Source organism: Exobacillus caeni (assembly GCF_005747095.1).
Classification (GTDB): domain Bacteria; phylum Bacillota; class Bacilli; order Bacillales; family Guptibacillaceae; genus Exobacillus; species Exobacillus caeni.
On sequence record NZ_SWLG01000005.1, the window covers coordinates 172,959 to 197,952 of the forward strand.

Here is a 24,994-nt window from a genome sequence, read left to right on the forward strand (position 1 = left end):
GTGGCGCCGTCTTTTTATTTATTTCTTCCCATAACAAAATAACTGATAATACTAATAAACAGCAATATAGAAGCAAGGATTATCAAACTGAAGCTTCCTATCAACAGGCCGACTACAATAGCTGCCGAAGGAACGAACCACATCCAAAATCGTTTCCACTTCAATTTTTATGTTCCTCCTTTCTATTCGCCGCCTGCTTCCTCTCTTCCAAGTTCATACGCATCATTCATTGCATTCATAAAAAGTTCAAGAAGAGGCTGTAATTTTTCCAGGTCAACCTCCACATCGTTTTCTCCAAGAATTTCTTTCGCCTGCGGCAAGTACTGCATTGCAATTTGCATAAATTTCATATTGTTTTCTGGATTCATATCTATCACCTTGTACCCTTTCCACTATGATTTTTAACCTTGCTGCAACATATTTCCTTTTTTAAATAATTTAAAACAATTTTGCAGTTGCAACAGCCTTTTCATTCCTGCATCTATTATTATAATGAAAGATATGGTGTATTAAAATGATCCCACTTTTCTCTTTTTCCAGCAATCAATTTCAGTAACATGCCAATTTGGCCCCGATGATAACTTTCATGGTCTATCAAATGATAAATGACCCATTCAGGTGAACAAAAAACTTCCTTCCCCTCAAGAATAGCTCGTTTAGTCGGGTTCCTAAAGTCAACATCGGACAATTGATTATAATAACCCCTCGTTAATGCTCTTGCTTCAGCCAGTCTGGCCTGGAACCATGACAATTCTTTATCTTCTGGTGCCGTTATTTTTTGATCTTCATTAAAAAAGAAATGTTCTTTATCTGATTCACTTAAGTTTTGTTCCAACAAAACGGTTTTTGCCCACCATAATTCGATCTGGGCAATATGGAGCAAATATCCTCCTATAGAAGGAAGACCAGAATGCTTATAATGAAGGTCATCGGTGTCAATATCTGATATTACTTCAAGCAGCTTTTCTCTGGTTTCTTTAAGGCCCTTTAGCAAGTGTGCAGCATCATGTATATCATAATTTCCTAACGTTCTTTCCTCCATTATTCCATTCCCCTTTCTCAATTTGGCAGTTTTCCTGTTTTTATGTAGGAAGAAATCTCATTTTCCACTTCTTGTTTTATGGATGCTGGAACTACCGGGCTGAATGTGCCCATAGAAAGTATTCCATCCTTAAAATCAAAGTATAAATTTCCTTCTTTTAATTCGCCTCTATTATATTGCTCTGCAATCAGCTCATACAGGTTAACGACATTCTGAACGGTGCTCGTCAAGACCGTCTCTTTTCCTAAATCTGATTGGTCCGATACAAAACCGATGGCATACAGCCCATTTCGCTTAACTTCTTCTATCACAGGTATATTAAAACCATCACCGGCAGGATAGAAAATGTCTGCTCCGCTTGCAATCAGTTGCCTGGTATGCGAAAGAGCTTTTTCTTTGTCTTCCCAATCGTTTATGTATACTGTTTCGACCTGTACTTCAGGATGTTTGTAATGGACTCCTTTTTCAAAACCTTCAATTTCCGGCTGCCACGGATAAGCAGCGATTACAGCTACTTTTTTTGTAGACGTCATTTCAGAAGCTACCATACCGCCAAAAAAGCCCATTGATTCTGCTTTAAAATGGATTCCAGTCATATTGTCTCCTTTTACCTCACCGTTAAAGCTGACAAAATGCATATCTGGAAAATCACCTTTGACCTTTTGAAACAAGTCGGAGTATATGTTTCCATGGCCAAACACTAAATTCACTCCGTTATCCCTAAGTTCCTCTAATGCTGCTTTCGTTTCCTCTTCCGTCTTGATATTTTCCTTATAAAAGCCTTTTACATTCATGGTTGACTGTATTTTTAGCAACCCTTTATAACCTTTAGTATTCCAGACTTGATCATTAATCGTAGCCGGAAATAACAACCCGACATTTTCCAATTTTTTGGTAGCGGCAGTTTCACTGCAGCCATTCAGGAAAAGCAGGGCTATAATAAGCAGGTGTAGAAGTCTTTTCACTTCCGCCACGCTCCTTTTCGTTAGTATCAATTTTACTAATTTATAACCCTACCTATTTTACCTGAATTCACCAAAAAAAGGATAAAAATTTTTAGACTGAATATAAAGACGGAACTGTCTTCATCATTTTTTCAATGTGCGCCTTTTGCTTTTCCACTCCCTGTTCAATGGCAACAGAAGGCTTGAAGCCAAGTATCTTTGAAGCATGGTCTGTTGAAATCCTCACATTAAAAAATGGATCTTCGCGGAGATTTATTCTCTCTCCTGTAATCCATTCTTTCCCTTTATGCCATTCTCCTTCTTTTCCACTGGTAAGATTAATTATTTCCTTCTTCACAGAAATTTTTGATGCATTTATGAAAGCGTCAACGACATCGTCGACATATATAATATCAGCCGTAAAAGCATCCTCAACTTTTTCCAGGTGCCTTTTATCTTTGATAGTGAGCAACCTGTGATAAGCCATATCCTCTCTTTGCCACGGCCCGTATACAGAAGGAAGCCTTATGATAATTAAAGGAATGTGAATTTCAGAGCATCGTTTTAGTAGATATGCTTCTTCAGCTCCTTTTAGCCTGCCTTCATCAGAAAGTGGATTGACAGGTGTTTTTTCTGAAATGGTTCCGTAGCGCTTACCATAAACTTGCATGGAGGATGTATATATAAGCGGTACTGGCTTTTTTTGAAGGACATTTACGATTGCTTTCGTTTCTGAAATACTGTCTTCGATCGCTTTGGCAATCCGTGGTAACTTTGTAAAAGGCATGATAGGGCTCGCCAGATGGTATACGACTGTATTATCATCAATAAAGTTTTGAAATTCCGAAGAGGAAATATTACTGTTTTTAAAATCAAAATTACTGTTTCTTAGTAAATGCATCAGCTTTTCTTCCTGGATCTCAGTTCTTTTGGGATCGGCCAGATTATCGATCCCTATAACAGAAACACCTTCATTCAATAGCTTATCTGTAAGATGAAATCCTATAAATCCCAATGCTCCTGTAACAACCGCTTTCTCCACTTTGTTTCCTCCTCGCCAAAAAAATGCAACTCTTTTGCAGCAATCTCGCCTGCTAATTAGATTTGGTGAGTACTTTATGCAAGACTCTTTACTATAAGATTATTGTTTTTACACAAAAGCGATATACTGCGACGCAATTACAGCATTGATTTCCACTCCGGGCAGTTCGCTTTCCTTAGCGGTCATCCATCCGTTACGTCTCAGTTCCTCTCATTGAAAAGCTTTCAAAGCAACAAAGTATGTGAAAAGAGTCTTTTACAATAATGCTAACTCCCTCGTTTAATGTAACTTCATTATAATTTCTTTTCATGAGATCCATAAAAACGGGAGATTGCTTTCCCTATCGTGTTACGCTGTTCTGAGATCAATGAAAGCTCGATTGGAGAACCTGCTTTTTTTCTGAACTCTTCAAAATTCCTGCTTTGTGATAATGAAAAAAGTGATCGTGACGGTTTGTGCCATATTTTTACCGGTCTTTCCACTGGCTCTATAGGTTTCATTTCTAAGATGATCGATCGCAGCTGTTCATTCGTCACTTCATATGCTTCGCTTATTTCTTTTAAAAGCCGTTTATAAAATAACTTGTTCTCCTGTTCTTGTTTTATATGTTTGTTTAGATCAAGGCATGGATTAATAAATACAGCAGAACGGATACTTTCTGGCATATCCTCCATTAGGTGAAGAGCTGTTAATGCCCCCATCCCCTCTGCAAGAATATGAATCCGGTAATTTAAAGTTTCCTGTCTCATGATGATCTGATATAGTTTTTTTGCAAGTTCAATTGCTTTTGGTGATCCCCAGTTTCGTCCGTACAAATTAGAATAAAAAACAGTATACCCTTTATTAAGAAGGTCTTTTATAATCCCATATCGATAATGGTTTTGTATCCAAAAACTGGTTTTCTGGTCGACAAAGTGGTTAATATCACCGAGTATAAAAACACTAAACCCATTTGGCTGCTCAGGAAGGTGAATAATATTCCACTCTTTATCTAAAGACAAATAACGTTCACGTATGCCCATGCTCTCCCCTCGCCTTTTATTATTCTTGTATACTCTATGCGATTACGAAAGATAAGAAAGGGGAACCAGCCTACATTCCTTTATATTCCTTCATTTGTACTGCAATATGATGTTTCTCTTTTCTAATCTCATAAATTCTTTCCTTCAACCCGAAATAACCACATCTCTTTTTTACATATGTATGTAAGAGTAATTAAAACATGATGGATTGCATAATTAACAGTTCCAAAGGGTATTCAACAAACATGAAGATATGCTTTGCGGGGGTGAAGTCGATTAAAAAATCAACCATTGTTGTATTTATTGTCACCTACGGACTATTTACGCTGTCAGGATTTTTGTTCCCTGTTGACCAGGATTGGTACCAGGCATTAAATAAGCCAGTATGGACTCCTTCCGGCATGTTTATTGGAGTTGTATGGGCAGTGCTTTACTTTTTCATTTCTCTGTCAGTTGCTATTGTTTTTAATAGAGCGGGTTTCGGAAGGCAAAATAGCGATTATTTGTCTTTACTGTCATTAAATTATTTGCTCAACCAGGCTTTTAGCTTCTTTCAGTTCCAAATGAAGAATTTATTCTTATCTTTTTTAGACGCATTTCTGTTAACTGTAACCACCCTTGCTCTCACTTTTCTGTCAAATAAGTATTCAAAGTTTTCGAGCTGGCTATTAGTTCCTTACTTACTATGGGGTGCTTTTGCAACCTTTTTGGCATGGAAGATCTATACGCTGAATTAATGATAAATAAAGCAAAGAACATCAAATGAATAATGTTTGACTAAAATAAGGATAACCATTCCTACAACCTTTATTTTTATGATATTATTATGACGTATGAATCCGTATTCAAAATGAGGTGAAAAGATTGCGTTACATTTGGGCATTAATCTGGGGACTATTGCTAAGTAATATGGTATTTTATGTTCTTGCTTCCATGCAGGGCGGAGAATACCACTTCTCTACAGCATCCCTATTCGGAATTGTATTTGCCGTAATTGTTTTCATACTTGGTGATGGAATGATCGGTTCTGATTCTTCCGCAGATCAACATTAAAAGAAACAAGCGACCTTAAGTGAGGTCGCTTGTTCTTGTTTTAGAAGAAATTTTAATGATGCGGCTTAGGTTTTCTTGACCATTTTCGGTTATGATTACTGCACTCCGGGAAGTGTTCTCCGGCTTTTAATTCCACCTGCTGCGGGTCTTGAACCATGCTACCTGTTTCTCCTATTTCAATATATACACCGTTATTCGGAACTTTTTGGCCAGGATTATATTGTCTGTTCTCTCCACCCATATAAACTCTCCTTTCTTAAGTTATTCATTTGCTATTATCTCCTCAACAATTCTCTTTCATGAAGGCTGTTTTATAAAGGATTGTTGTTCTTGCACAAGAGCGATAAACTGTGCCGCAATTGCAAGATTGATTTCCACTCCGGGCAGTTCGCTTTCATGGCCACGCTTAGCTTCCTCGTCAGCAAAAACCGCCTGTTTAGTTCCGGCTCACAGAGACTAGTGGATTTCCCTCACCTCCTTGCGATAAGTCAACATGACCTCTTTCGTTCGGCGTTGTTCCTTATCTCCATGCGGTTCAGTCCAATCCATACGTCTCTTGGCGTTCGCCTCCACCTTTCAACAATGCGGGATATTCAGCTGTTGCTCTTCCCGCAGTACAAGGAAGACGTTGAGACCCCGCAAGGAGCGTTTTGTGTGAGTGAGGAGGCTCAGCGCGAGCCCGCGGAAAGCGTAGTGTATTTCCGTAGCGTTTATCCGTTATGTCGCAGTTCATCTCAACTGTGAAGCTTATTAAGCAACAAAGCATGCGAAAAGATCCTAATGAAAAGCATGTCCCACCTTGCTAGCTTTGTGTCAATTTATTAATAATATAAAATTCATCTTTACAAGGTAATTAGCTTGTTGTTTAATGAGACATATGTGCTTTGCCGAAATTATCTCTCTGGAGGATATTTAAATGGAAGAACTATTTGAACTACTCAAGTACGCTTTTCTTGGACTATTACAAGGATTTACAGAACCGATCCCAATTTCTTCAAGCGGACACTTAGAAATTGCGGAAAGATTGTTTGATTTAAAGATAGAGGGATTAAGTTTTTCAGTGCTGATGAACTTCGCTTCGTTACTTGCCGTATTGCTGATTTATAGAAGCGATTTAATCCGGCTTACCGTAAATGGATTCAGCTATGTGACAAATCGGAACCCGGAATCTAAAAGCGAATTTATGTTCATTGTTTACCTTATCATCGGAACTATTCCTGCCGGAGTTCTTGGCATTTTATTCGGAGATTATATTGAAGAAAACTTAACCGGTATGAAGGTTGTTGGAGGTACACTCGTTATAACGGGTCTAGCTCTATGGTATATCCGTAATATGAAAGGACGAAAAAATGAAGAGAGGCTTTCCTTCAAGGATGCATTGATCGTAGGTTTCGGTCAGGCTGTTGCGTTAATTCCGGGAATCAGCCGTTCAGGTGCAACGATTGTAGCTGCGATGTCTCTTGGAATGAAACAGGAGACAGCTCTTCGATTCTCTTTCTTGCTTTATATTCCTGTCAGTGTCGGAACCATGCTGCTTGGAGCAAGCGATATTATAAATGACCCTAACTTTTCTGATCTGTTTGTTCCTTATATGATTGCCTTTATGTTATCTTTGATCTCTTCTTACTTCTCGCTAAAATGGTTAATGAATATTATGGCGGAAGGAAACCTGAAATATTTTGCTTATTACTGCTTTATCGTCGGACCGCTTGTCTTTTTCTTTCTGGGATGATAATCCTAACCTAATTTTAAGTAAAACAGGCTGGTTTTCTAACCAGCCTGTTTTTTTTATTTGCTTTAACATTTTACTTTTGCATTTTTCCTGGCATACCAATACCAGCAGACAGCTAAACTAACGGCATAATAGCCAAGAAATAGATATAATGCAAAGTTTGCTGAGCCTGTGTTGTCGATTGACCAACCGAATAATTTTGGTATAAAGAAAGCTCCATATGCAGCAATCGCAGCCGTGAACCCTAACACAGGTGCTGATAGCTTTGCCTTTTCGCCATCAAAGATATACGGAATCATTCTGAACGTAGAGCCATTCGCAATTCCTGTTGTAAAGAATAAAATGATGAACATAATCAGAAAGCCAGTAAAATTATGTGCGTTCAAGAAGTAAACTACTCCAGCGGTTGCACTGATCATCACAATAATATCCCAGAATGTTACTCTGGCTCCGCTTCCAACTTTATCAGAAAGCCATCCCCCCAGAGGTCTTACAGATGCTCCAACAAGGGGTCCAAGAAAAGCCAGCCCTACGGCATTGGTTTCAGGAAACTCAGAGTTAATCAATAAAGGAAAAGCTGCTGCATATCCTATGAAAGAACCAAAACACATTGTATATAACCAAGTCATAATCCATGTGTGTTTTTCCTTAAACATAACAGACTGTTCTTTAAATGATTGTTTCGTGCCCGGCAGGTTATCCATTCCAAAAAATGCGATTATTGTTAGTAATGCAATCGGGATCACCCATACAAACGCTGCATTTTGAAGGAAGATTTTTGTTCCGTCTTTCATTGTTTGAGATCCGCCTGTTGCCATTCCAAGCCATGGAACCATGATAACGATCGGTGTGACGAATTGAACAACACTTACACCAAGATTTCCTAATCCTGCGTTAATACCGTTTGCTGTTCCTTTTTCTTTTTTTGGAAAGAAGGGGCTGATGTTGGCCATTGAAGAAGAAAAGTTTCCGCCTCCTATTCCGCAAAGCCCAGCAAGTACAGCCATTGTTAAAAATGATGTTTCAGGATTTTGTACAGCTATACCAATCCCTATAGCCGGAAGCACTAATGCTCCAGTACTAATTACCGTCCAGTTGCGCCCCCCTACAATCCCAGGCATAAATGTAAAGAAAATGCGGAATGTTGCACCGACCAATCCAGGCAAAGCTGCAAGTGTAAACAACTCACTTTTACTAAACGCAAACCCGACATCATTTAATCGAACTGCTGTCACAGACCAGATTTGCCAAACAACAAACGCCACCATTAATGAGAATACCGAAATCCACAAATTACGTTTTGCATGAATCCTTCCTTCTGTTTCCCAAAACACTTGATCTTCTGGATTCCACTGTTGAATTCTTTGCCGGATACCCTTCTCACTTATTGTTTTCCTTAATGCATGCCCCATGATAATTCCTCCTAATATTTATTAAACTGTTTCTATTACGCTAAACTTTGGCTGATCTTCCCTTTATCGATAACGCTTATCGATTAACACTATCTTAAATAGATTTGGCTTTTAAAAATGTGATGAAACTCACGTAAAGACTCGTAATTTTTTAATAAAAAGCTCAAGTTCACAAACTTGACAAAACCAGTTTTAAGGAATAAAAACAACGGAAATCGAATTCAATTTCTTCATAATATAAAAAGGATAGACGGATGCTTTGATGAAGTGTATAAGGAAAGATTTTATTTTTTGGGGGGATAAGGCTTGAAGGAATTTGTAAATCAGTGCGAGATTTGCCAAAAAAATATTTATTGCGAAAATGGCTTCCTGAATGGGATCGTGTTACAGGGGGGAAAAGTTTTATGTTTTAGTTGTGCAGAGAAAAGGAATAGTAAAAATAAGGAAAAGGATGCTTGACGTTGTTTATTCGTCCATATACTGGTAGAATAATATCCAACACAATGGAGTGTGGTGATGATAATGGGGAATAAATGGCATTTTGATTCCTCAGAGGATTTTAAAAACTGGTTATTATCCTTTGCAACCGAAGAGCATATACACAATGATAACCCCGTATTTCTAGATGGAATGGAAGCGGAAAAACTATATATTATAAAATCAGGTAAAGTAAAAGTTAATAAAATAACGCCTGATGGCAAAGAGCTGACCCTTCAAATCGCAACCCCAGGAGATATTATTGGGGAACTTGCGCTTTTTTCAGGTAATATTACTTACTCTTCTAGTGCGTGGGTAATTGAGGACTGTACAGTAGGAGTCGTGAAGCAGGAGGCAGTAGAAACCCAGCTTGTCCAGGACGGAAAGATGGCTACTTCTTTTATGAAATTCATGGGTGAGCATTTTCGTAAAACCCAATCAAAGTTTCGAGATCTTTTATTGCATGGGAAAAAAGGAGCGCTTTACTCCACCTTGATTCGCATGTCTAATTCTTATGGCGTTCCGAGAGAAAATGGCGATGTTTTTATCAATCTTCCTTTAACAAATCAGGAACTCGGAAATTTTTGCGGAATCGCCAGGGAAAGTGTTAACAGGATGCTAAGCGAATTGAAGAAGATCAATGTTATAAGCATGAAGGATGGATTTATAACGATTCATAACCTGCAATTTTTAAAAGAAACAATCGATTGTGATGACTGTCCGATTGCAATATGCAGAATATGAGGCAGGCACAAAAATATTTTAGCCAAAGAAAAATCCGAACTATCATTCAAAATTCTTTAATCAGAATTAGAATGGGTTCGGATTTTTCTTTTAGACTGTTATCGTAAGCTTCATTGTTCATTAATATTGACTGAATCATTCGTTTTTAGATCGGGTTCTTTTTAAAAAAAGCGTGTTCCATTTTTCTTTTTGTTCATTTGAAAAGTTTTTATCAATGAGCGGCAAAAACACTTTTCTTTCTTTGTAAAGATATTCCCTTAAACTTTCGATGAATACCCATGATTTCTCAATAAACAGGTTTAGGAACAACGATTCCTTTCCAATTGCAGAGTCCACTATGTTTCCTTCAAGCAAAAGGGTGTCTGATGACTGTAAAATAGACCGTTGATCGCTGATTAAAACTTCGACCATTTTCTTCAGACCTTCCTGTTCAACGAATCGCAGCCCACTTTCTTCTTTTACGTTGTGGACAAGCAAGTCTCTTTGCAAAGCGGTTAATTCGAGTAAGACTGTAGACATACTTTCCCAGTTCCGTTTCTCGGCGTAATGTAACGACCGCATAAAAGCGCACAATTTAATCCGGAGCTTCTTTAATGAATCGTAATAAGATGACAGATTTTCAAAAGGCCGATGATCATCCATACAATCAAAACAGTAATCTTGTTCGGTTAGCATTTTTATCTACCTCATATAAAACGTATTAGTACCGTCATAAAAATTAAAAAGTAAGCAGAGTTAGTAAATTCTACAACCGCTATATGCTTTGGCTTTAGCGGCTTTCCATAAAAAATAATCGCTCTTGCCATACTTGGAAGATATGCCAGTGAAAGAGGAAGAAATCCTGCACCGGCTATTCCTACCGGAAGAGCAGAATGGTATCCCCAGGAGTACAATTTGAATTTTGGATTTTTCTTTTCCCTGATCATCGTTTTTACAAAAAACACACTACCCATAAAGAATAAGACGGAGGATATCCAGATCAAAACTGCTTTTTCATCCCATTGCTGGGTACCCACAAAATAGCTTGCAGGGCCACCAAGGCATAGACCGGCTATAGCGCTTATATCATTTAAAAAAGCACGTTCATTGTTTTGCCTTGCATAAAACATATTAACAATAAGTAACGGAAGTAAAAAAAGAGATAACAACAATAACTTTACATATAAAAACAATGGCAAGCTTACAAATAAAATGGCGAGACTCATATAAATGCCAATCCACTTTAAATATTGTTCCCTGCTACGTTTCTTTTTTAAATACATCATAATAGGATAGGATGCTAGATAAAGAAACAGCCAGCCTAAAAACAATGGAATATGGATCCACTTTGGTCCACCCGCGATCATGCCTATTAAATATGGCAATCCGAGCATCACCCATGCACCATGTTGCTTTGGGAGAAGAAGTCTTTTCACTATTATCACCCACTCTTTTATGATTCTGACATGATTGTACACCAGGTAATTTCATTTGGTTGTGACTTTTCTCACATGAAACAAAAAAGAGTAATGTTGTGCTTCTGACAATGTCATGTAACGAGCTGTTGTTTTTTATAATGTTTTGGGATATAAGTGCAGTATGGTTCACTTTCCATATAATCACCGGTCACTGCGTATGCTCTTGCACGAGACCCTCCGCAAATATTCCTGAACTCACAAACCCCGCATTTCCCTTTATATGCATCCGGATTGCGAAGTTCTTTAAATACAGGATGGTTTCTGTAAATCTCAGCAAGCGGGGTTTTTCGGATATTTCCGCATTTAATCGGCAAAAATCCGCTTGGATACACTTCTCCGATATGTGAGATAAACACAAATCCGTTGCCATCCCGTATGCCTGATGGAGCACGCCCAAGGGCTGCTGAATGATCAGGAATTCTGCCTGTCAGCGGATTAGCAACCCTTTTCTGATTGCGTTTCTCTTTCTTCGATTGCTGTAAAATGACCCTTCTATAGTGATGAGCTTCAGTAGTTTTAATATCAAAAGGAGCCCTTTTGCTAATATCATAGAGCCAGTGCAACACTTCCTCATGCTGCTCTGGTGAAATAATATCGGTCTCCTTTCCTCTTCCTGTAGGAACGAGGAAAAAGACACTCCACAAAACAGCATTTAGCTTTTCAACAAGTACCGCCATTTCATCAAGATGATCCAGGTTATAATTTGATACGGTTGTGTTAATCTGGATCGGGATTTCCAGTTCATTCAAATAATTGATCGCATTCATAGTGAGATCGAACGAACCACTCGTTCCCCGGAAATGATCGTGTATTTTAGCGTTGGGACCATCAAGGCTGAAAGCCCAGCGTGATAGTCCGATCTCTTTTGCCTTTTGAATCGCTTCTTTTGTGACTAAAGGAGTGGCGCTTGGTGTCATAGAAACACGCACTCCCTTTTTTATTGCATATTCCGCAATCTCATATAAGTCTGGCCGCATCAATGGATCTCCGCCAGTAAAAACGAACAGCGGGTTATCCATTTCATATATCTGATCGATCAACTGTTTTCCCTCTTCTGTCGAAAGCTCAAGCGGGTGACGGTGATGTTGTGCTTCTGCTCGGCAATGCAAACATTTTAATTCACAGGCTCTTGTGACCTCCCATATTACAATAAATGGATTTTCATTATAATCTCTGATCATTGCTGGTTCCCTCCTTCACATAGAAAGTGTAGCTTAAATGAGCTTTTCTTTAAGTGAGGGTTGTCACACTTTCAAAATTAGATTTAAGCAGCAAAGTGTGTAACATTTGTCACAATATTTCTATAGCTTTTCCGATAGAATAATAGTAGGAATGAAAAAATGTTCAATATAAAATTTATGGTTAAAGTTAGGAGTGGGAACTATGCCAGAATACTCCCTTAACACACACTTAAAAAAGATCCCTTTATTCAAAGAACTTACAGAGGATGAAATCGATAAGATAACACATATTGCCCTTACCAGAAAATACCGGCAGCGAATGCTTGTTTTTATGCAGGGTGATCCGCTTGACCGGGTATTCTTCATCATTTCAGGCAAAGTAAAAATTTATAAAACCGATTCGACCGGTAAAGAACAAATTGTCTCTATTCTTCAAGACGGGGAAATGTTTCCGCATGCGGGATTTTTTCGAAAAGGAGACTACCCGGCACATGCTGAAGTTGTAGAGCCATCCACAATGATAGTGATACCGGTAGCAGACTTTGAAAAAATTCTACTAGAAAACCCGGAGGTATGTATGAAACTCTTTAGAGTGATGGGAGAAAAGATTATCGATCTCCAGCATCGACTCGAAGAGCAAATTATGCAAAACACCTATGAACAAATACTTTCTTTGCTCTTACGATTGTGCAAGCTGTACGGTAGTACTTCTGAGAAGGGTGTCACGGTCCTCAATACCCATTTTACAAATAAAGAACTTGCTAACATGATCGGAACATCACGTGAAACTGTCAGCCGAACGCTCACTCAGTTAAAAAAGAAAAAACTGGTGAACATCTCAGAGAAAGGCTTTATTGAGGTTATGGAAGAGGATATAAAAGAAGAATTAATGTACGAACTGTGACGCGCGGATCACTTCCCCCTGTCTATCGCCGGTGTGACATTCAGCACATTCCCATAACTGCATTCCTGTTAAACTGTTACTGAAAAAGATTTTAACAGGAGGTTTCTTATGCTTAAAGCTCACTTTTATATAAAAGACAAGTCTCACATTCACTATTTTTTGAGAAAAATAGGCATGTACCAATTAAACAACGAAAAGTTCCGACTTCAGGATGAGGACAGGATGACGTTAATGGAAGCAGATGTCAACCTGCCAGAATATAAAGTAACGTTTTCTTTTTCAGGAAGTTTTGATATGGAATCTTATGAAAAAGTGCATACTATTTTAAAAGAATTGCAGGCGGAAACTGGTGCAGAGATCGATGATTCTGAAGCATTGCTCGGTTATCTAAGCAACGGCGAAAAGGCATGCATTCTTACTAACTGGGACAAATGGACTGTGTTCTTAAACGAAGCCAGGCACAATTCGATGAAGGGCCAGAAGGTTAAGGTTTATAACGGCAATGAACTGTTCCATGAAGGCATTCTCGTAGATTATGAGAGGGAAGGCAATTCAAGTGATTCTTTTATAGTTAAAAGCTGCACCTTAATCACCGTTTTTGGAGAAAAAAAGTTTAACGGCCAGGAATTAAAGATCGAAGCGACTGGTGAGTTTTAAAAAGTTATTCATAGCACATAGCAATTCGTTCTTTTCTTTTTCAATCATAAACTCTTTCTCTTCAACAAAGATATCTCTCCTAGACGCAAAAAAGCCGCTAATCAGTTATGATTATCGGCTTTCTTATATTCTGCTTTTCTCCACATCAAGTATGCTACAAAACATATAATGGAAGATATAACACCCACAATGGTATAAACAAACACTTCTTCATGTTCCCGTCCAAAGTACGCTTCAACAGTGTGATGCAGGGCAACAACGTTTACTATTAATGTTAAAAAGATTACAGCCCAATACACGGTTTTACCCATGGCGAACTTTCCTTCCTACTGCGTAAACGACTCCATTTCGGATTTCTGTTTTGATTAAAGGCAGTTCACGCTGTGGCGGTCCTGCAGTCGGGTGTCCGTTTTCCACACTAAAGTATCCTTTATGGCACGGGCATAATAGAACATTTTCTTCTTTTTCATAGAAAACCGGGCATTGTAAGTGGGTACATTTATTGTTATAGGCTTTGATTTCGCCTTCTTCAGTATGAATAAGAAGTGCTGTATCCGCTTCAGTTGGATAGGCAAAGTTATACGATGATCCTTTTGGCACCTTATCCAGTGATACGATTTTAAACGCTTCTTCTTCTTCATCAGACTCCAGCATCGCCTTTACAGAAAAAGGGAGTGTAGCAAGGCCAAGTGCAACAGAGGCACCTACAGCTGACTTCAGGAAAGCTCTCCGGTTATACTTAACATCGTCATCCCGATTAAGATTATCGACAAGGTTGATCATATCATCGTTTGAATCTTTTTGATTTCTTTTATACTTCTTTTTATCAGTCATAGCTAAACACCTTCTTAATCAGAGTAAACACCAAAGAATTCCGGGACATACTGCCATTTGTCATGCTCAGCAGGTTTCTTGCCTTCAATTAAGTTCATTTGCGTTCTTTTTCTTCTTAGTTCCTGCATCTCATCAAAATCGATAAACCGGATAGCTTCACTCGGACAAACAGAAGCACACATCGGAGCAATATCGTGTTTTGAACGGTCATAACACATATCGCATTTGTACATTTTATTTTCTTCAAAATCAAATTTCGGAATACCAAACGGGCAACCGAATGTACAGTTTCTGCATCCGATGCATTTTTCTTCCATCGCAGATAATACTACCCCTTCTTCCGTAATTTGAATCGCATTCGCAGGGCATACTCTTGCACAGGCAGGATCCTTACATTGCATACATAGCATAGGATACGTTTGTCTGCTCTCCATAAAATCGACATATTCGACATAGTTTCTTTCTTTTGCATCATGGCCGCCGCATTCCCGGCATGCCGCTAAACAAGCGCGGCAGCCGATACAGCGTTCAAATTCAAGATACATTATTTTATTCATTTGGGAACATCCTCTCAGTCTTTATTTCAAAGAAGCTTCTGGAGCAGCTGTTTTTTGCATTTTCACAGCACAGACTTTAAATTCTGGCATTCTAGAAACCGGATCAAGGCAAGGGTTTGTCAACTGGTTGACTGCCAGTTCTTTCCCCCAGTGGTAGGGTACGAATACGGTATCGTTACGAATCGCCTTAGTTATACGAACTTCGAGGTCCATCGCAGATCTTCTTGTTGTTAATCTTACGTAATCGCCACTCGATAGATTATACTGACTCGCAAGTTCAGGGTGCATTTCTGCATAAGGAACCGGACATTGTTCCATTAAGAAATCGATTCTCCGTGTCTGGTTTCCGGATAAATAGTGGTATACTACCCTTCCTGTTGTCAGGATGTGCGGGAAGTCCTCGGTTGGATATTCTCCTGCCGGCTTCCAATTGACTACAGCTAGATTCGCCTTTCCATCCGGTGTATCGAATCGTTCCTTGAACATGGTCGGTGTTCCCGGGTGATCTTCTGACGGACAAGGCCAAAATACGCCGTCTTCTTTCACAATCCTATCGTACGTGATTCCTGAGTAATCCGCTTTGCCTCCTTTGGAAGCTATTCTCAGCTCCTCGAAGATTTCACCAGGATTATCATAGTTAAAGTGTTTTCCTTTGCCCATTCGCTCTGCAATTTCTTTCATGATCAACCAGTCCGGCTTAGATTCGCCAACAGGCTCAATAACTTTTCGAATACGGATCACACGTCCTTCAAGATTGGTTGTTGTACCTTCGTCTTCTGCCCAGGACGTTGCAGGAAGCACTACATCTGCAAACTCAGCCGTTTCCGATAAGAAAAAGTCACTTACAACCAGAAAATCAAGTTTTCGGAAGCCTGACCAGATATGTTCCGTATTTGGTGCAGAAACTGCAGGGTTACTGCAAATGACATGCATTGCTCGAATATTGCCGTTCTGGATTTCATCGAACATCTCATATGCTGACACACCTGGTTTTGGCATATCTTCAGGATTAATCCCCCAGACGCTTGAAATATATTTTACTGCTTCAGGGTCTGTTAACTTTCGGTATCCTGGCAGCAGGTCTGCTTTTTGCCCGTGCTCGCGTCCACCCTGTCCATTGCCCTGTCCTGTGAATGTCGCAACACCGGATGCAAACTTGCCCACCTGACCTCTAAGAAGTGCCATCGAGCTGTATAACGCAACATTGTCTACCCCTTTTGACTGCTGCTCAACGCCCCGAGCGAACATAACGACAGAACGAGGGGAACGTCCGTAAATATGGGCCGCTTTAACGATTTTTTCAACTGCTACACCGGTTATCTCTGATGTATACTCCGGCGTGAACAACTTCACTGCTTCTTTTAGTTCTTCATAGTTGTTGCATCTTTCCCTTACATAATCCTCGTCGACATATCCTTCACGGATGATAAGGTGCATCATTCCATTTGCTAGCGCAGAATCAGTTCCAGGCTTAAGATCAAGGTGAACATCAGCTACTCTTGCAGTGGGTGTTTCCCTCGGATCTACAACGATCATTTTTGCGCCTTTATCCTTCGCTTTCCAGAACCATTGAATGCTTGTAGGGTGACATTCCGCAGTGTTCGATCCTGCCATGAAGAAGCAGTCACTATGTTCGAGTTCTGGCCACGGCAGTGTAGAACCCCGATCGATACCAAATGTTTTAATAAAACCTCCTGCCGCAGAACTCATACAGAAACGTCCGTTATAATCAATGTATCTCGTTCCAAGCGCTACCCGGGCATATTTACCGACAAGATAACATTTTTCATTTGTCATCGATACGCCTCCAAAGACAGATAGCGAATCCTTTCCATATTTTGATTGAAGTTCTTTAAACTTTGTTTCGATTAAATCTAACGCTTCCTTCCAGCTCGACTCCACGAATTTTCCGTTCTTTTTGATCAGAGGGCGTTTAATTCTATCGGGATGCTGTACTTGCTGGTAAGCGGTAACTCCTTTCGGACACATTTTCCCCATCGTTACCGGCCAATCATATCGAGGTTCTACCCCCATTATTTTCCCTGTTTTTTTATGAACACGTATATGCATCCCGCATTGCATTCCACAATAACTGCAATGAGTAGTGACGAGTTTTTCATCATCATGGACTAAGTTCTTTACACCTGGTTTTACTACAAATTCTGACATCTAAACTCTCTCCTCTTGTTTTGAGTCTGATTTAGTTGCTTTATTATAAAATTCGTCTTGTCTCTTTTTGCCAAATCCTGAGATGTGAATTCCGTTCCGTGTTTGAACCGGATCATATGGATTGCCGAGAGGAGCTTCCATGTTCAGTTGTTTCATAACACGGATTCTTCTTCTGCATGCCGGGCAATAATCAGAAAGGTAAGATCCGTCTGCAAGTTTCAAATCAAACGCCTGCGCTCCTAGAATGCCCTTTACATCTTCAATCTGGTCATCACTGCTGTATGGTGTGTTACATTTCAAGCATGCTCTTGTATCCACTTTAACTGTCTCCTGATAGTTCAGCGGAACTGCTGTAGCAAGCGGCCGAATCGGAAGATGGAAAAGTTTCCCGAACGGAAAGTAGATTAAAAGAACAACAACAGTTACCTGGTGTACGAGTGACATGTATGGGTGCATCCAGCCTTCCAAAAAGGTATAAAGAACCGTAAGCAATAGCCCCGTTCCTGTAACAGCTAACAGAAGATACAAAGGAAACAAGTCGAACTCCACACGCTGCGTCACCTTAACGTCTTTACTTCTAATCCTCCTGGTGATCGCCATGATGACACCAACCAGAACCATGAGGGCTGTAATATTAAGACCGTTGTAAACCATCTCTGCAAAAATCCCATGTGCTGGCATTATAATAGTCGGTATTCCCATCACGATGATTTGATAAGTGTCAGGGTCAATCAAATCAAAGTGCATCCATCCAAAGGTAAGGCCAAATGTAATCGCGAATGAACCGATGCATCCCCATGCAATTAAAAAGTGCTGTATACCTCTGTAGAGTCCTCTTTTAAAAATAAATTTTTGTAAAACAATGTTTTCGAATGCTGTTGTTGCAATCGATTTAATGTTGCGCTTTTTTCTTTCTTTTGTTTTTAGGTTTTTAAAGCTTCTTTTTATCACCTGGTGTGTTGCCGGCCTGATCAACCAGGAACACATTCTGACGGTAAGCCCGATAGCAAATATAAACGATGAAATCATATAACCGATAAGAGCCATATCAATATGTTTAAACTGGCTTGTTCCTATCCACATGGAGAAGAACAATAATACAATGACAAAAAAAGAATACATGCTCGTTTTTGAATAAAAAGATCTTTCTAGCTGTTTCATACTTTCCACTCCTTGCTCATCACTGAACTGTTGCTTTTTATTTTAAGTGGTAACAAATTCTGCCTCTGTGAACTTTATCACACCATGGAAACAATATCTTTTCAGGTGACAATCCTGTCACATTTTGTTGTTTTGCCAACCATGGACGACTCGTCAGAAATTCGCACATTGATTTTTAAATTCGATTACAAATCTATTAGAACATTCCACTCTAAAAACAGTCCGTGATTTTTGTCACAGTCAAGTGGATAGAACTCTCTTACAATGATGTTGGAAAGAGAAATAAAGGAGCTGGTTAAATGTTATCTGGAGAAGTAATCGCCATAACAAGCGGAAAAGGGGGAGTCGGCAAATCAACCGTTGCTGTCAATCTTGCACTCTCGTTAGCCCGAAAAAATAAGAAGGTCGCCTTGATCGACCTTGATATATACGGTTTTAGCATTCCGAAGATAATGAATATTACTTCTAAGCCGAAGACGATGAACGGTAAAATCATTCCCATCGGAAGCCATGATGTGAGCGTTATGTCAATGGGTGTGATCGCTAAAGGTAACGATCCGATCGTGTGGAGAGGACCGATGCTAGGTAAAATGCTGGACCATTTTTTTAATGATGTCATTTGGGGGAAAACGGATTATACGATTCTTGATCTTCCGCCAGGCACAGGGGATGTGGCACTTGATATGCACCAGATGCTGCCTGAATGCAAAGAAATCATCGTTACTACTCCGCATGAAGCTGCTTCACATGTTGCAGAAAGAGCCGGATTGATGGCGCGTTCAACAAAGCACGAAATTCTTGGTGTTGTAGAAAACATGGCCTACTTCCGGGAACCGGAAAGCGGAAAAAACTATTACCTATTCGGAAAAGGCGGCGGAAAGACACTAGCAGAAAAGCTGGAAACAAGACTGCTTGCTTCCATCCCTTTTGCACTGCCTGCTGAAGATGGGACTATTCCTTCTATCCACGAGGAAACAAGTAATTTATATACTCACTACATGGAATTAGCAGAAAAAATTATTGATTAGCGGGAACGGGGCCTTTATAAAGGCTGGGACAAAAGTATTTTAGCCAAAGGAAAATCCGAACTATGATTCAAAATTCTTTAATCAGAATTTATATCAGTTCGGATTTTTCTTTTGGCTGTTTAATTAATTTTTCCTGTTTATTTTATATCGGCTACATATATCTTTTAAAACGATACTGGGGTACCTCAACCCGCTACGAAAATACACTTCGCTTTCCACGGGCGGCTGGTGAGCCTCCTCATGCTAACGCACTGTCTAGCTCTGGCTCACAGAGACTAGTGGATTTCCCTCACCTCCTTGCGATAAGGAAACATCGTCTCTCTTTCGTTCGTCGTGTTTTCTTTATCTCCATACGGCTCAGTCCAATCCATACGTCCCTGGGCGTTCGCCTCCGCCTTCATACTCCGGGGTCTCACCGATGCCATTGCTCCCGTTGGAGTCTTCCCTTCCCATTTTCTTCGTGCGATGTCTTGCTGCCGGAGCCTTCCTTATCCTGCGGGAACAGCACGAGTCCGAAGACACCAAAGCGATGGTTTTTCCGCGAGGAGGCTGAGGCCGTGCCCGCGGAAAGCGAAGTATTCTGCCGAAGCGGTTTGCATCACTCCTACTAGCTATAAAGGAAGATAAATCTATTGAAAATTAACATTCTTTACTTGTTGATTCTGAATCATTCGTTTTTTTATTTGACCGTCTTATTTATGTCCCAGCCTCTCTGCTTATCACCCGCCGCTAACCGGCGGAATGAAAGCTACCGTATCATTCTCTTTTAATACTGTTTTATCTTCAGCGTATTCTTCATTCACCGCCACCATTGAACGGGAAACTCCTTCGAGTTCAGGATGTTTTTCGATCAGCTTTACTTTCAAATCTCCTACCGTCTCGGGAAGGCTGTCCCACTTTATTTCTTGCTGTCCGAACGTCTCCTGAAGCCCGGCAAATAATAAAACTTGAATCATTTTAAGTGTTCCTCCTCAGGCTTACCTGTTGGATATGCCGTTTTTTCTAATTGATCCCCGATCCATTCTTCTCCATCTTCCCAGTGTTCTTTTTTCCAGATCGGTACGATTTCTTTTATCCGTTCGATGGCATATCGGCTGGCCTCATAGCTCGCTGCCCTGTGAGGAGTTGCAACCGCGATCACAACCGCAATATCAGAAATAGCCAGCCTTCCGATCCGGTGAATGATCGCAACTTCTGTTCCAGGCCACTTCCCCTTAATTTCTTCGCCAATTTGCTCTAATTTTTTTTCTGCCATCGGAATATAGGCATCATACTCAAGATATAATGTTTGTTTCCCTTTTGTGAACTCTCTAACGGTACCGATGAACGTGTTAATCGCTCCAGCATTCCTATTCACAACCTGTTTAACAGTTTTCTCTATCGATATTGGATCTCGCGTAATCAAAAATAGCTTGTCTGTCATTGTACTCTCCTTTCAATCCAACAAAGAATCTTTTTGGTATATTCCCCGGATTGATCGCTTGTAAAAAAAGGAACAGCAGAATTGACCGTTATGTCCTTCTCCCTGCTGATTACAGCAATAATCTCACTGCTCTGTTCTATCAGGTTCAGATCTGCCCGATCTCTTAACAAGACTACTTTCGGATAGTTATATCTTTTAAACCCTTCAATGATCACCAGGTCCAGGCCGGCACTGCTATAAAAAGGCAACAGTACTTCAGGGCCAGAAAAGGATTTATCTTCTAACGTTATTTGAAACGTGTCCCCTCCCTGTACCCCGGACATTACTGCACCAGCAAGCCGGTGTTTACCGGTATCTTTATGTTGATCAACGGGATCTAGCCTTCCTCCATGACCATGGTGCTTCAGTGTGCCAACACGGAATCCTTTCTGGGCACATGCTCGGACAATTTGCTCAACAAGCGTCGTTTTTCCGCTGTTCTGAAAGCCCACCACCTGTAAGACAGGGACGTCTATTCCCATGTATCAGGACTTCCTTCTTCATCAAGCAGCAGAACATGCACATTATCTCCCTGTTGAAAACCCCTCGTTCCACCCGGCAGCATCATTAATGCGTTCGCACCAGCTAAAGATGTCACTACCCCTGACTTATCCAGCCCGGTCGGTTTGACAGACAACCTTCCGTCTGACATCGTTGCCTTGCTTCGCACCAATCGGGTGAACGGATTCGGTTTAGGAAATTCTGCTTGTAAAACTGCCTGTTCCTTTTGAAGGTGCATTCTTATCGATCCCATAAATGACTTCAGGATCGGGCGAACAAATAATTCACAACCAACAAAACATGCAGAAGGATTTCCTGATAAACCGAACAGCAGCTTTCCGTCTAATTGAGCAACCGTCGTGACACTGCCAGGACGCATCGCTACCTTATTAAATAATACTTCCGCTCCTAGCTTCTCATAAATGGCAGGCAGATAATCAAAGTCTCCTACAGATACACCGCCAGTTGTTATAAGAAAATCCACTTTTTCGATCGCATTTTTTATCGATTGAAAACAAACTTCAAAATCATCTTCCAGCTTTCCAAATAAGATCGGTTCGCCTCCTGCTTTTTTTATCTGAGACTGGATCATATATGAGTTGCTGTTTCTGATTTTACCAGGAGACAGTTCTTCCTCTATATCCAGAAGTTCTGTTCCGGTGGCATAAATGCCTACGACCGGTTTTTTGTGTACAGGTACTTTATTGTATCCGAACGTCGCCAGCAACGCTTTGACCCCCGGTGTAATCCTGGTCCCTTTAGAAACGAGCGCTGTTCCTTTCTCTGTATCTTCTCCCTTAAACGAAACACTGTCACCCTGTTTAAATGGTCGCTTGATCACGATAATCTTTTTACTGCCTTCTGTTCTTTCTTGCACGAGTTCAAGCATCACGATCGCATTGGCACCTTCTGGAAGAGCTGCACCGGTCATGATCCGGGTTGCCTGCCCTGTCTGCAACCTTTTCTTTGCAACCGTTCCTGCGCCTATCTCCTCGACGACTTCTAGCTCTACAGGATTTTCTCTTGAAGCTTCTACTGAGTCTACAGCACGAATCGCAAATCCGTCATATGGCGATCGGTCAAAAGGAGGAACATCGTGGTCTGCTAGTAAATCATCCGCCAGATACCGATCATCACATTCTTCCAATAATACTGTTTCCACTGTTCCAGGGAAAGAAAATTTCATCACTCGTTCTACTGCTTCATTTATAGGTATTGGTTTTCTTCGTTCTACCATGCAAATCCTCTCCTGTTATGTTACTAGTGACATCTTCGGTTAGTATACTAAACCATCGGCCGGTCCTTTGTGACAAAACTCACTTTAATGCTCATTTTATCAAAACGCGATATGGAAGTCCTGTTTGAGAAACTCGTTTGCAATAGAGTATTTCATTGAAAGTTTTGTCTCCTTTCCGAATACGTTATAATGACGCCCAATTTAGTAAGGAGTGATAACATGAGAACTCTTCGTCAAAGAGTTTATACTGTCAGGCCCGGGGATAGCCTATATAAAATCGCGAATCGGTTTCAAACGACTATTGAAAGTATTAAACATGTGAACAGCATTCCTTCCAATGTCATTTATGTCGGGCAGCAACTAACTATACCGCAGGACAATGACCGCTCCAGTTATACGGTGATGCAAGGTGATAATTTATATCTTATTGCACAGCAATTAGGGACCAGTGTCCAGAATCTAAAAGAAGCGAACAGGTTGGATTCAAATGTTATATATATCGGACAGCAGCTCCGCCTTCCTGATGACTATCGAACAACGTACACCGTCCAGCCTGGCGATTCGCTCTTTCAATTAGCCCAGAAATTCGGTACGACCGTCGAGAGCTTTATGCAGCTCAATAACTTAACTTCAACTGATTTATCGGTGGGACAGAAGCTCGAAGTGCCGCTATATACGGAAGTCATCGTGAAAGTAGATGTAGCCAACGTGCGAACAGGCCCCGGCAAAGGATATAATGTTATCACGCAATTAGTGAAGGGAGCAAAACTGAGAGTCATTGGAACCCGCGGAGACTGGTACAGGGTGGTTTTGTATGACGGGACTGAGGCCTGGATCGGCAGTGCAGTAGTAAACTTCAAAGCTTATGGAGAAGATGCATTAATCGCAAGTATTATCGGCTACTATACCCTGCAAGAAGGACCATCTCTTCCCAGTTCCTATCAATCATTCGTGAACCATACGAGTCAATTATCACAGCTCGCATTATTTTTATTCCGAATCAAACAGGCGAATCCGACAGAAATCGAGAAGTTCGGGGAATTTACCGATCAAGAGATCAGAACGCTGGTCGGTATCGCACACCGAAACAACATCAAAGCTATGCCTGTTGTCCATAACCTTCTATATAAACGGGGAGACACAACCATCAATAAACAGGTGGTAAAAGAAGTCGTTTCCAGTGAACAAAACAGAAGAGCTTTTGCCCTGAACCTTGTAGAACTGGTTGAAAAATATAACTTCGATGGCGTTGATATCGATATCGAAGACGTTTATATTGAAGATTCTGAGCGTTTATCCCTTTTGTACCAAACGATCGGTGAAGTGTTCGATGAAAAAGGATACTTCTTTTCTACCAGCGTACCATCTCGAGCATCCGATGAACCAGTCAATCCGTTTTCGGACCCATTTGATTATGATGTAATAGGAGCGGCGGTCGATCAGTTCATTGTTATGCTTTATAATGAGTTCGGGTGGCCGGGAAGCCCTCCTGGACCGGCAGTTACGATCGGATGGATGGAGAAAGCAATTTCCTATGCCAAAACACAGATGGCTGCAGAAAAAATTGTAGCCGCGGTATCTGTATTTGGATTTGACTTTAATCTCGATACAGGCAAAAACACTTATGTGACTTACGATATGGCGATTAAAATAGCTGAAAAATATAATGCTGATATCCAGTTCAGCGAAGAAAGACAAACGCCATTCTTCAAGTATACAGATGAAGAGGGGAACAACCATGAAGTATGGTATGAAGATGAAAGAAGCATCCGTTCGAAAATCGCACTGGCAGATCGTCTCGGGATTCGCGGAGTTGCTCTCTGGAGGCTTGGCATGGAAGATCCAAAGATCTGGGAAATGATTCAAAATGAAGTAGCGGTTCGCAGAGGGGAATCAGAAGTATAAGGTATTTTTATTTACTAATATATATGATCGGCAAGCATCTTTGAAGAATATTCTCCTCTCCCAGTAAAAGATGAGCTTTTTTATACAAAAAAGGAAGGGAGCTCCCTTCCTTTTCCACTTATTGAATGCCAAGCGCGATCTTTGCGTAACGAGACATTCTATCCTTTGACCATGGCGGATTCCAGACAATATTCACATCTGCATCCTTCACTTCTTCTACATCAGATAGAGCTCGTTTCACATCATTAACAATAGTTCCTGCAAGCGGGCACCCCATTGCAGTCAATGTCATCGTTACATCAGCATTACCCTTCTCGTCCAAATCCACATCATAGACAAGGCCGAGATTGACAATATCGATTCCTAGTTCAGGATCGATAACATTTTCCAGCGCACTCATCAATTTATCTTTCGTTTCCTGGTCTGCCATATAAATCCCCTTTCTAAATCTTTTACTATTCTTATTATAACGA

At 40.4% G+C, this 24,994-nt stretch carries 30 protein-coding genes; 8 read left to right on the plus strand and 22 right to left on the minus strand.

The window, feature by feature from the left end:
* Nucleotides 1–14: 14 nt before the first annotated feature.
* From FCL54_RS23915 to FCL54_RS08370, 6 genes are all read right to left on the minus strand, one after another.
* Nucleotides 15–164, minus strand: coding sequence for a hypothetical protein (locus FCL54_RS23915; protein WP_171016744.1), 150 nt, complete (start codon nt 162–164; stop codon nt 15–17).
* Between the two features lie 18 nt (nt 165–182).
* Nucleotides 183–368, minus strand: coding sequence for a ComZ family protein (locus FCL54_RS08350; RefSeq protein ID WP_138125267.1), 186 nt, complete (start codon nt 366–368; stop codon nt 183–185).
* Nucleotides 369–487: 119 nt separating this feature from the next.
* A complete protein-coding gene (locus FCL54_RS08355; RefSeq protein WP_138125269.1) occupies nt 488–1,042 on the minus strand; it encodes a DinB family protein in 555 nt (184 codons plus the stop codon).
* A 17-nt stretch (nt 1,043–1,059) separates the two neighbouring features.
* Entirely contained in the window at nt 1,060–2,007 is a 948-nt protein-coding gene (locus tag FCL54_RS08360; RefSeq protein WP_138125271.1) for a BMP family ABC transporter substrate-binding protein, read from the minus strand.
* A 91-nt stretch (nt 2,008–2,098) separates the two neighbouring features.
* A complete protein-coding gene (locus FCL54_RS08365; protein WP_171016745.1) occupies nt 2,099–3,028 on the minus strand; it encodes an NAD-dependent epimerase/dehydratase family protein in 930 nt (309 codons plus the stop codon).
* Between the two features lie 293 nt (nt 3,029–3,321).
* On the minus strand, nt 3,322–4,050 hold the full coding sequence (locus FCL54_RS08370) for an alpha/beta hydrolase family protein (protein WP_138125275.1): 729 nt from the start codon (nt 4,048–4,050) through the stop codon (nt 3,322–3,324).
* 275 nt (nt 4,051–4,325) lie between these two features.
* Here FCL54_RS08370 and FCL54_RS08375 point away from each other — a divergent pair, with 275 nt between their 5' ends.
* Complete coding sequence (locus FCL54_RS08375) at nt 4,326–4,787, plus strand: TspO/MBR family protein (RefSeq protein WP_138125602.1); 462 nt, start codon at nt 4,326–4,328, stop codon at nt 4,785–4,787.
* A 127-nt stretch (nt 4,788–4,914) separates the two neighbouring features.
* Nucleotides 4,915–5,103 carry a YjzD family protein gene (locus FCL54_RS08380; protein ID WP_138125277.1) on the plus strand — a complete coding sequence of 63 codons (189 nt, stop codon included), beginning with the start codon at nt 4,915–4,917 and terminating at the stop codon, nt 5,101–5,103.
* Nucleotides 5,104–5,155: 52 nt separating this feature from the next.
* Here FCL54_RS08380 and FCL54_RS08385 read toward each other — a convergent pair whose 3' ends face one another.
* The gene (locus FCL54_RS08385; protein WP_138125279.1) at nt 5,156–5,344 is read right to left on the minus strand and encodes a YjzC family protein; all 189 of its coding nucleotides are present in this window, start codon (nt 5,342–5,344) and stop codon (nt 5,156–5,158) included.
* Between the two features lie 675 nt (nt 5,345–6,019).
* On the opposite strand from FCL54_RS08385, the gene FCL54_RS08390 reads away from it, so the two are divergent.
* Nucleotides 6,020–6,835: an undecaprenyl-diphosphate phosphatase gene (locus FCL54_RS08390; RefSeq protein ID WP_138125281.1), complete on the plus strand. Its 816-nt coding sequence runs from the start codon at nt 6,020–6,022 to the stop codon at nt 6,833–6,835.
* A 65-nt stretch (nt 6,836–6,900) separates the two neighbouring features.
* Here FCL54_RS08390 and FCL54_RS08395 read toward each other — a convergent pair whose 3' ends face one another.
* Nucleotides 6,901–8,247 (minus strand): MFS transporter, encoded by a 1,347-nt coding sequence (locus FCL54_RS08395; protein WP_138125283.1) that lies wholly within the window; start codon nt 8,245–8,247, stop codon nt 6,901–6,903.
* A 522-nt stretch (nt 8,248–8,769) separates the two neighbouring features.
* Between FCL54_RS08395 and FCL54_RS08400 the strand changes: the two genes are divergently transcribed.
* The gene (locus tag FCL54_RS08400; RefSeq protein WP_171016746.1) at nt 8,770–9,468 is read left to right on the plus strand and encodes a Crp/Fnr family transcriptional regulator; all 699 of its coding nucleotides are present in this window, start codon (nt 8,770–8,772) and stop codon (nt 9,466–9,468) included.
* A 135-nt stretch (nt 9,469–9,603) separates the two neighbouring features.
* On the opposite strand, the gene FCL54_RS08405 is transcribed toward FCL54_RS08400, so the two are convergent.
* The 3 genes from FCL54_RS08405 to FCL54_RS08415 all read right to left on the minus strand — a co-directional run bounded on the left by FCL54_RS08405 (nt 9,604) and on the right by FCL54_RS08415 (nt 12,106).
* Nucleotides 9,604–10,143: a hypothetical protein gene (locus FCL54_RS08405; protein WP_171016747.1), complete on the minus strand. Its 540-nt coding sequence runs from the start codon at nt 10,141–10,143 to the stop codon at nt 9,604–9,606.
* 11 nt (nt 10,144–10,154) lie between these two features.
* On the minus strand, nt 10,155–10,883 hold the full coding sequence (locus FCL54_RS08410; RefSeq protein WP_138125288.1) for a YwiC-like family protein: 729 nt from the start codon (nt 10,881–10,883) through the stop codon (nt 10,155–10,157).
* A gap of 113 nt (nt 10,884–10,996) precedes the next feature.
* Nucleotides 10,997–12,106 (minus strand): TIGR04053 family radical SAM/SPASM domain-containing protein, encoded by a 1,110-nt coding sequence (locus FCL54_RS08415; RefSeq protein ID WP_138125290.1) that lies wholly within the window; start codon nt 12,104–12,106, stop codon nt 10,997–10,999.
* 202 nt (nt 12,107–12,308) lie between these two features.
* Between FCL54_RS08415 and FCL54_RS08420 the strand changes: the two genes are divergently transcribed.
* Entirely contained in the window at nt 12,309–13,010 is a 702-nt protein-coding gene (locus tag FCL54_RS08420) for a Crp/Fnr family transcriptional regulator (protein ID WP_138125292.1), read from the plus strand.
* 108 nt (nt 13,011–13,118) lie between these two features.
* Nucleotides 13,119–13,667, plus strand: coding sequence for a hypothetical protein (locus FCL54_RS08425; protein ID WP_138125294.1), 549 nt, complete (start codon nt 13,119–13,121; stop codon nt 13,665–13,667).
* Nucleotides 13,668–13,768: 101 nt separating this feature from the next.
* Here FCL54_RS08425 and FCL54_RS08430 read toward each other — a convergent pair whose 3' ends face one another.
* The 5 genes from FCL54_RS08430 to FCL54_RS08450 are packed head-to-tail and all read right to left on the minus strand — an operon-like array spanning nt 13,769 to nt 18,388.
* On the minus strand, nt 13,769–13,978 hold the full coding sequence (locus FCL54_RS08430) for a hypothetical protein (RefSeq protein ID WP_138125296.1): 210 nt from the start codon (nt 13,976–13,978) through the stop codon (nt 13,769–13,771).
* A complete protein-coding gene (locus tag FCL54_RS08435) occupies nt 13,971–14,501 on the minus strand; it encodes a QcrA and Rieske domain-containing protein (RefSeq protein ID WP_138125298.1) in 531 nt (176 codons plus the stop codon). Before FCL54_RS08435 ends, FCL54_RS08430 begins: the two co-directional genes overlap by 8 nt.
* A gap of 14 nt (nt 14,502–14,515) precedes the next feature.
* Nucleotides 14,516–15,058, minus strand: coding sequence for a 4Fe-4S dicluster domain-containing protein (locus FCL54_RS08440; RefSeq protein ID WP_138125300.1), 543 nt, complete (start codon nt 15,056–15,058; stop codon nt 14,516–14,518).
* Between the two features lie 21 nt (nt 15,059–15,079).
* Nucleotides 15,080–17,227: a formate dehydrogenase subunit alpha gene (gene fdhF / locus FCL54_RS08445; protein ID WP_138125302.1), complete on the minus strand. Its 2,148-nt coding sequence runs from the start codon at nt 17,225–17,227 to the stop codon at nt 15,080–15,082.
* Nucleotides 17,228–18,388 (minus strand): respiratory nitrate reductase subunit gamma, encoded by a 1,161-nt coding sequence (locus tag FCL54_RS08450; RefSeq protein WP_138125304.1) that lies wholly within the window; start codon nt 18,386–18,388, stop codon nt 17,228–17,230.
* 299 nt (nt 18,389–18,687) lie between these two features.
* Here FCL54_RS08450 and FCL54_RS08455 point away from each other — a divergent pair, with 299 nt between their 5' ends.
* Entirely contained in the window at nt 18,688–19,416 is a 729-nt protein-coding gene (locus tag FCL54_RS08455) for an Mrp/NBP35 family ATP-binding protein (RefSeq protein ID WP_138125306.1), read from the plus strand.
* Nucleotides 19,417–19,691: 275 nt separating this feature from the next.
* On the opposite strand, the gene FCL54_RS24580 is transcribed toward FCL54_RS08455, so the two are convergent.
* The 5 genes from FCL54_RS24580 to FCL54_RS08475 all read right to left on the minus strand — a co-directional run bounded on the left by FCL54_RS24580 (nt 19,692) and on the right by FCL54_RS08475 (nt 22,616).
* Nucleotides 19,692–19,817, minus strand: coding sequence for a hypothetical protein (locus tag FCL54_RS24580; protein WP_281281357.1), 126 nt, complete (start codon nt 19,815–19,817; stop codon nt 19,692–19,694).
* 318 nt (nt 19,818–20,135) lie between these two features.
* Nucleotides 20,136–20,372: a molybdopterin converting factor subunit 1 gene (gene moaD / locus FCL54_RS08460; protein WP_138125308.1), complete on the minus strand. Its 237-nt coding sequence runs from the start codon at nt 20,370–20,372 to the stop codon at nt 20,136–20,138.
* Nucleotides 20,369–20,839, minus strand: a complete 471-nt coding sequence (locus FCL54_RS08465; protein WP_138125310.1) for a molybdenum cofactor biosynthesis protein MoaE — start codon at nt 20,837–20,839, stop codon at nt 20,369–20,371. The genes moaD and FCL54_RS08465 overlap by 4 nt, the downstream gene beginning before the upstream one ends.
* A complete protein-coding gene (gene mobB / locus FCL54_RS08470; RefSeq protein ID WP_138125312.1) occupies nt 20,836–21,360 on the minus strand; it encodes a molybdopterin-guanine dinucleotide biosynthesis protein B in 525 nt (174 codons plus the stop codon). The genes FCL54_RS08465 and mobB overlap by 4 nt, the downstream gene beginning before the upstream one ends.
* The gene (locus FCL54_RS08475) at nt 21,351–22,616 is read right to left on the minus strand and encodes a molybdopterin molybdotransferase MoeA (protein ID WP_138125314.1); all 1,266 of its coding nucleotides are present in this window, start codon (nt 22,614–22,616) and stop codon (nt 21,351–21,353) included. Before FCL54_RS08475 ends, mobB begins: the two co-directional genes overlap by 10 nt.
* A 219-nt stretch (nt 22,617–22,835) precedes the next feature.
* On the opposite strand from FCL54_RS08475, the gene FCL54_RS08480 reads away from it, so the two are divergent.
* Complete coding sequence (locus FCL54_RS08480) at nt 22,836–24,521, plus strand: LysM peptidoglycan-binding domain-containing protein (protein WP_171016748.1); 1,686 nt, start codon at nt 22,836–22,838, stop codon at nt 24,519–24,521.
* Between the two features lie 118 nt (nt 24,522–24,639).
* Here the strand turns inward: FCL54_RS08480 and FCL54_RS08485 are convergent, their stop codons facing one another.
* Nucleotides 24,640–24,951 carry a metal-sulfur cluster assembly factor gene (locus FCL54_RS08485; protein WP_138125604.1) on the minus strand — a complete coding sequence of 104 codons (312 nt, stop codon included), beginning with the start codon at nt 24,949–24,951 and terminating at the stop codon, nt 24,640–24,642.
* Between the last annotated feature and the right edge of the window lie 43 nt (nt 24,952–24,994).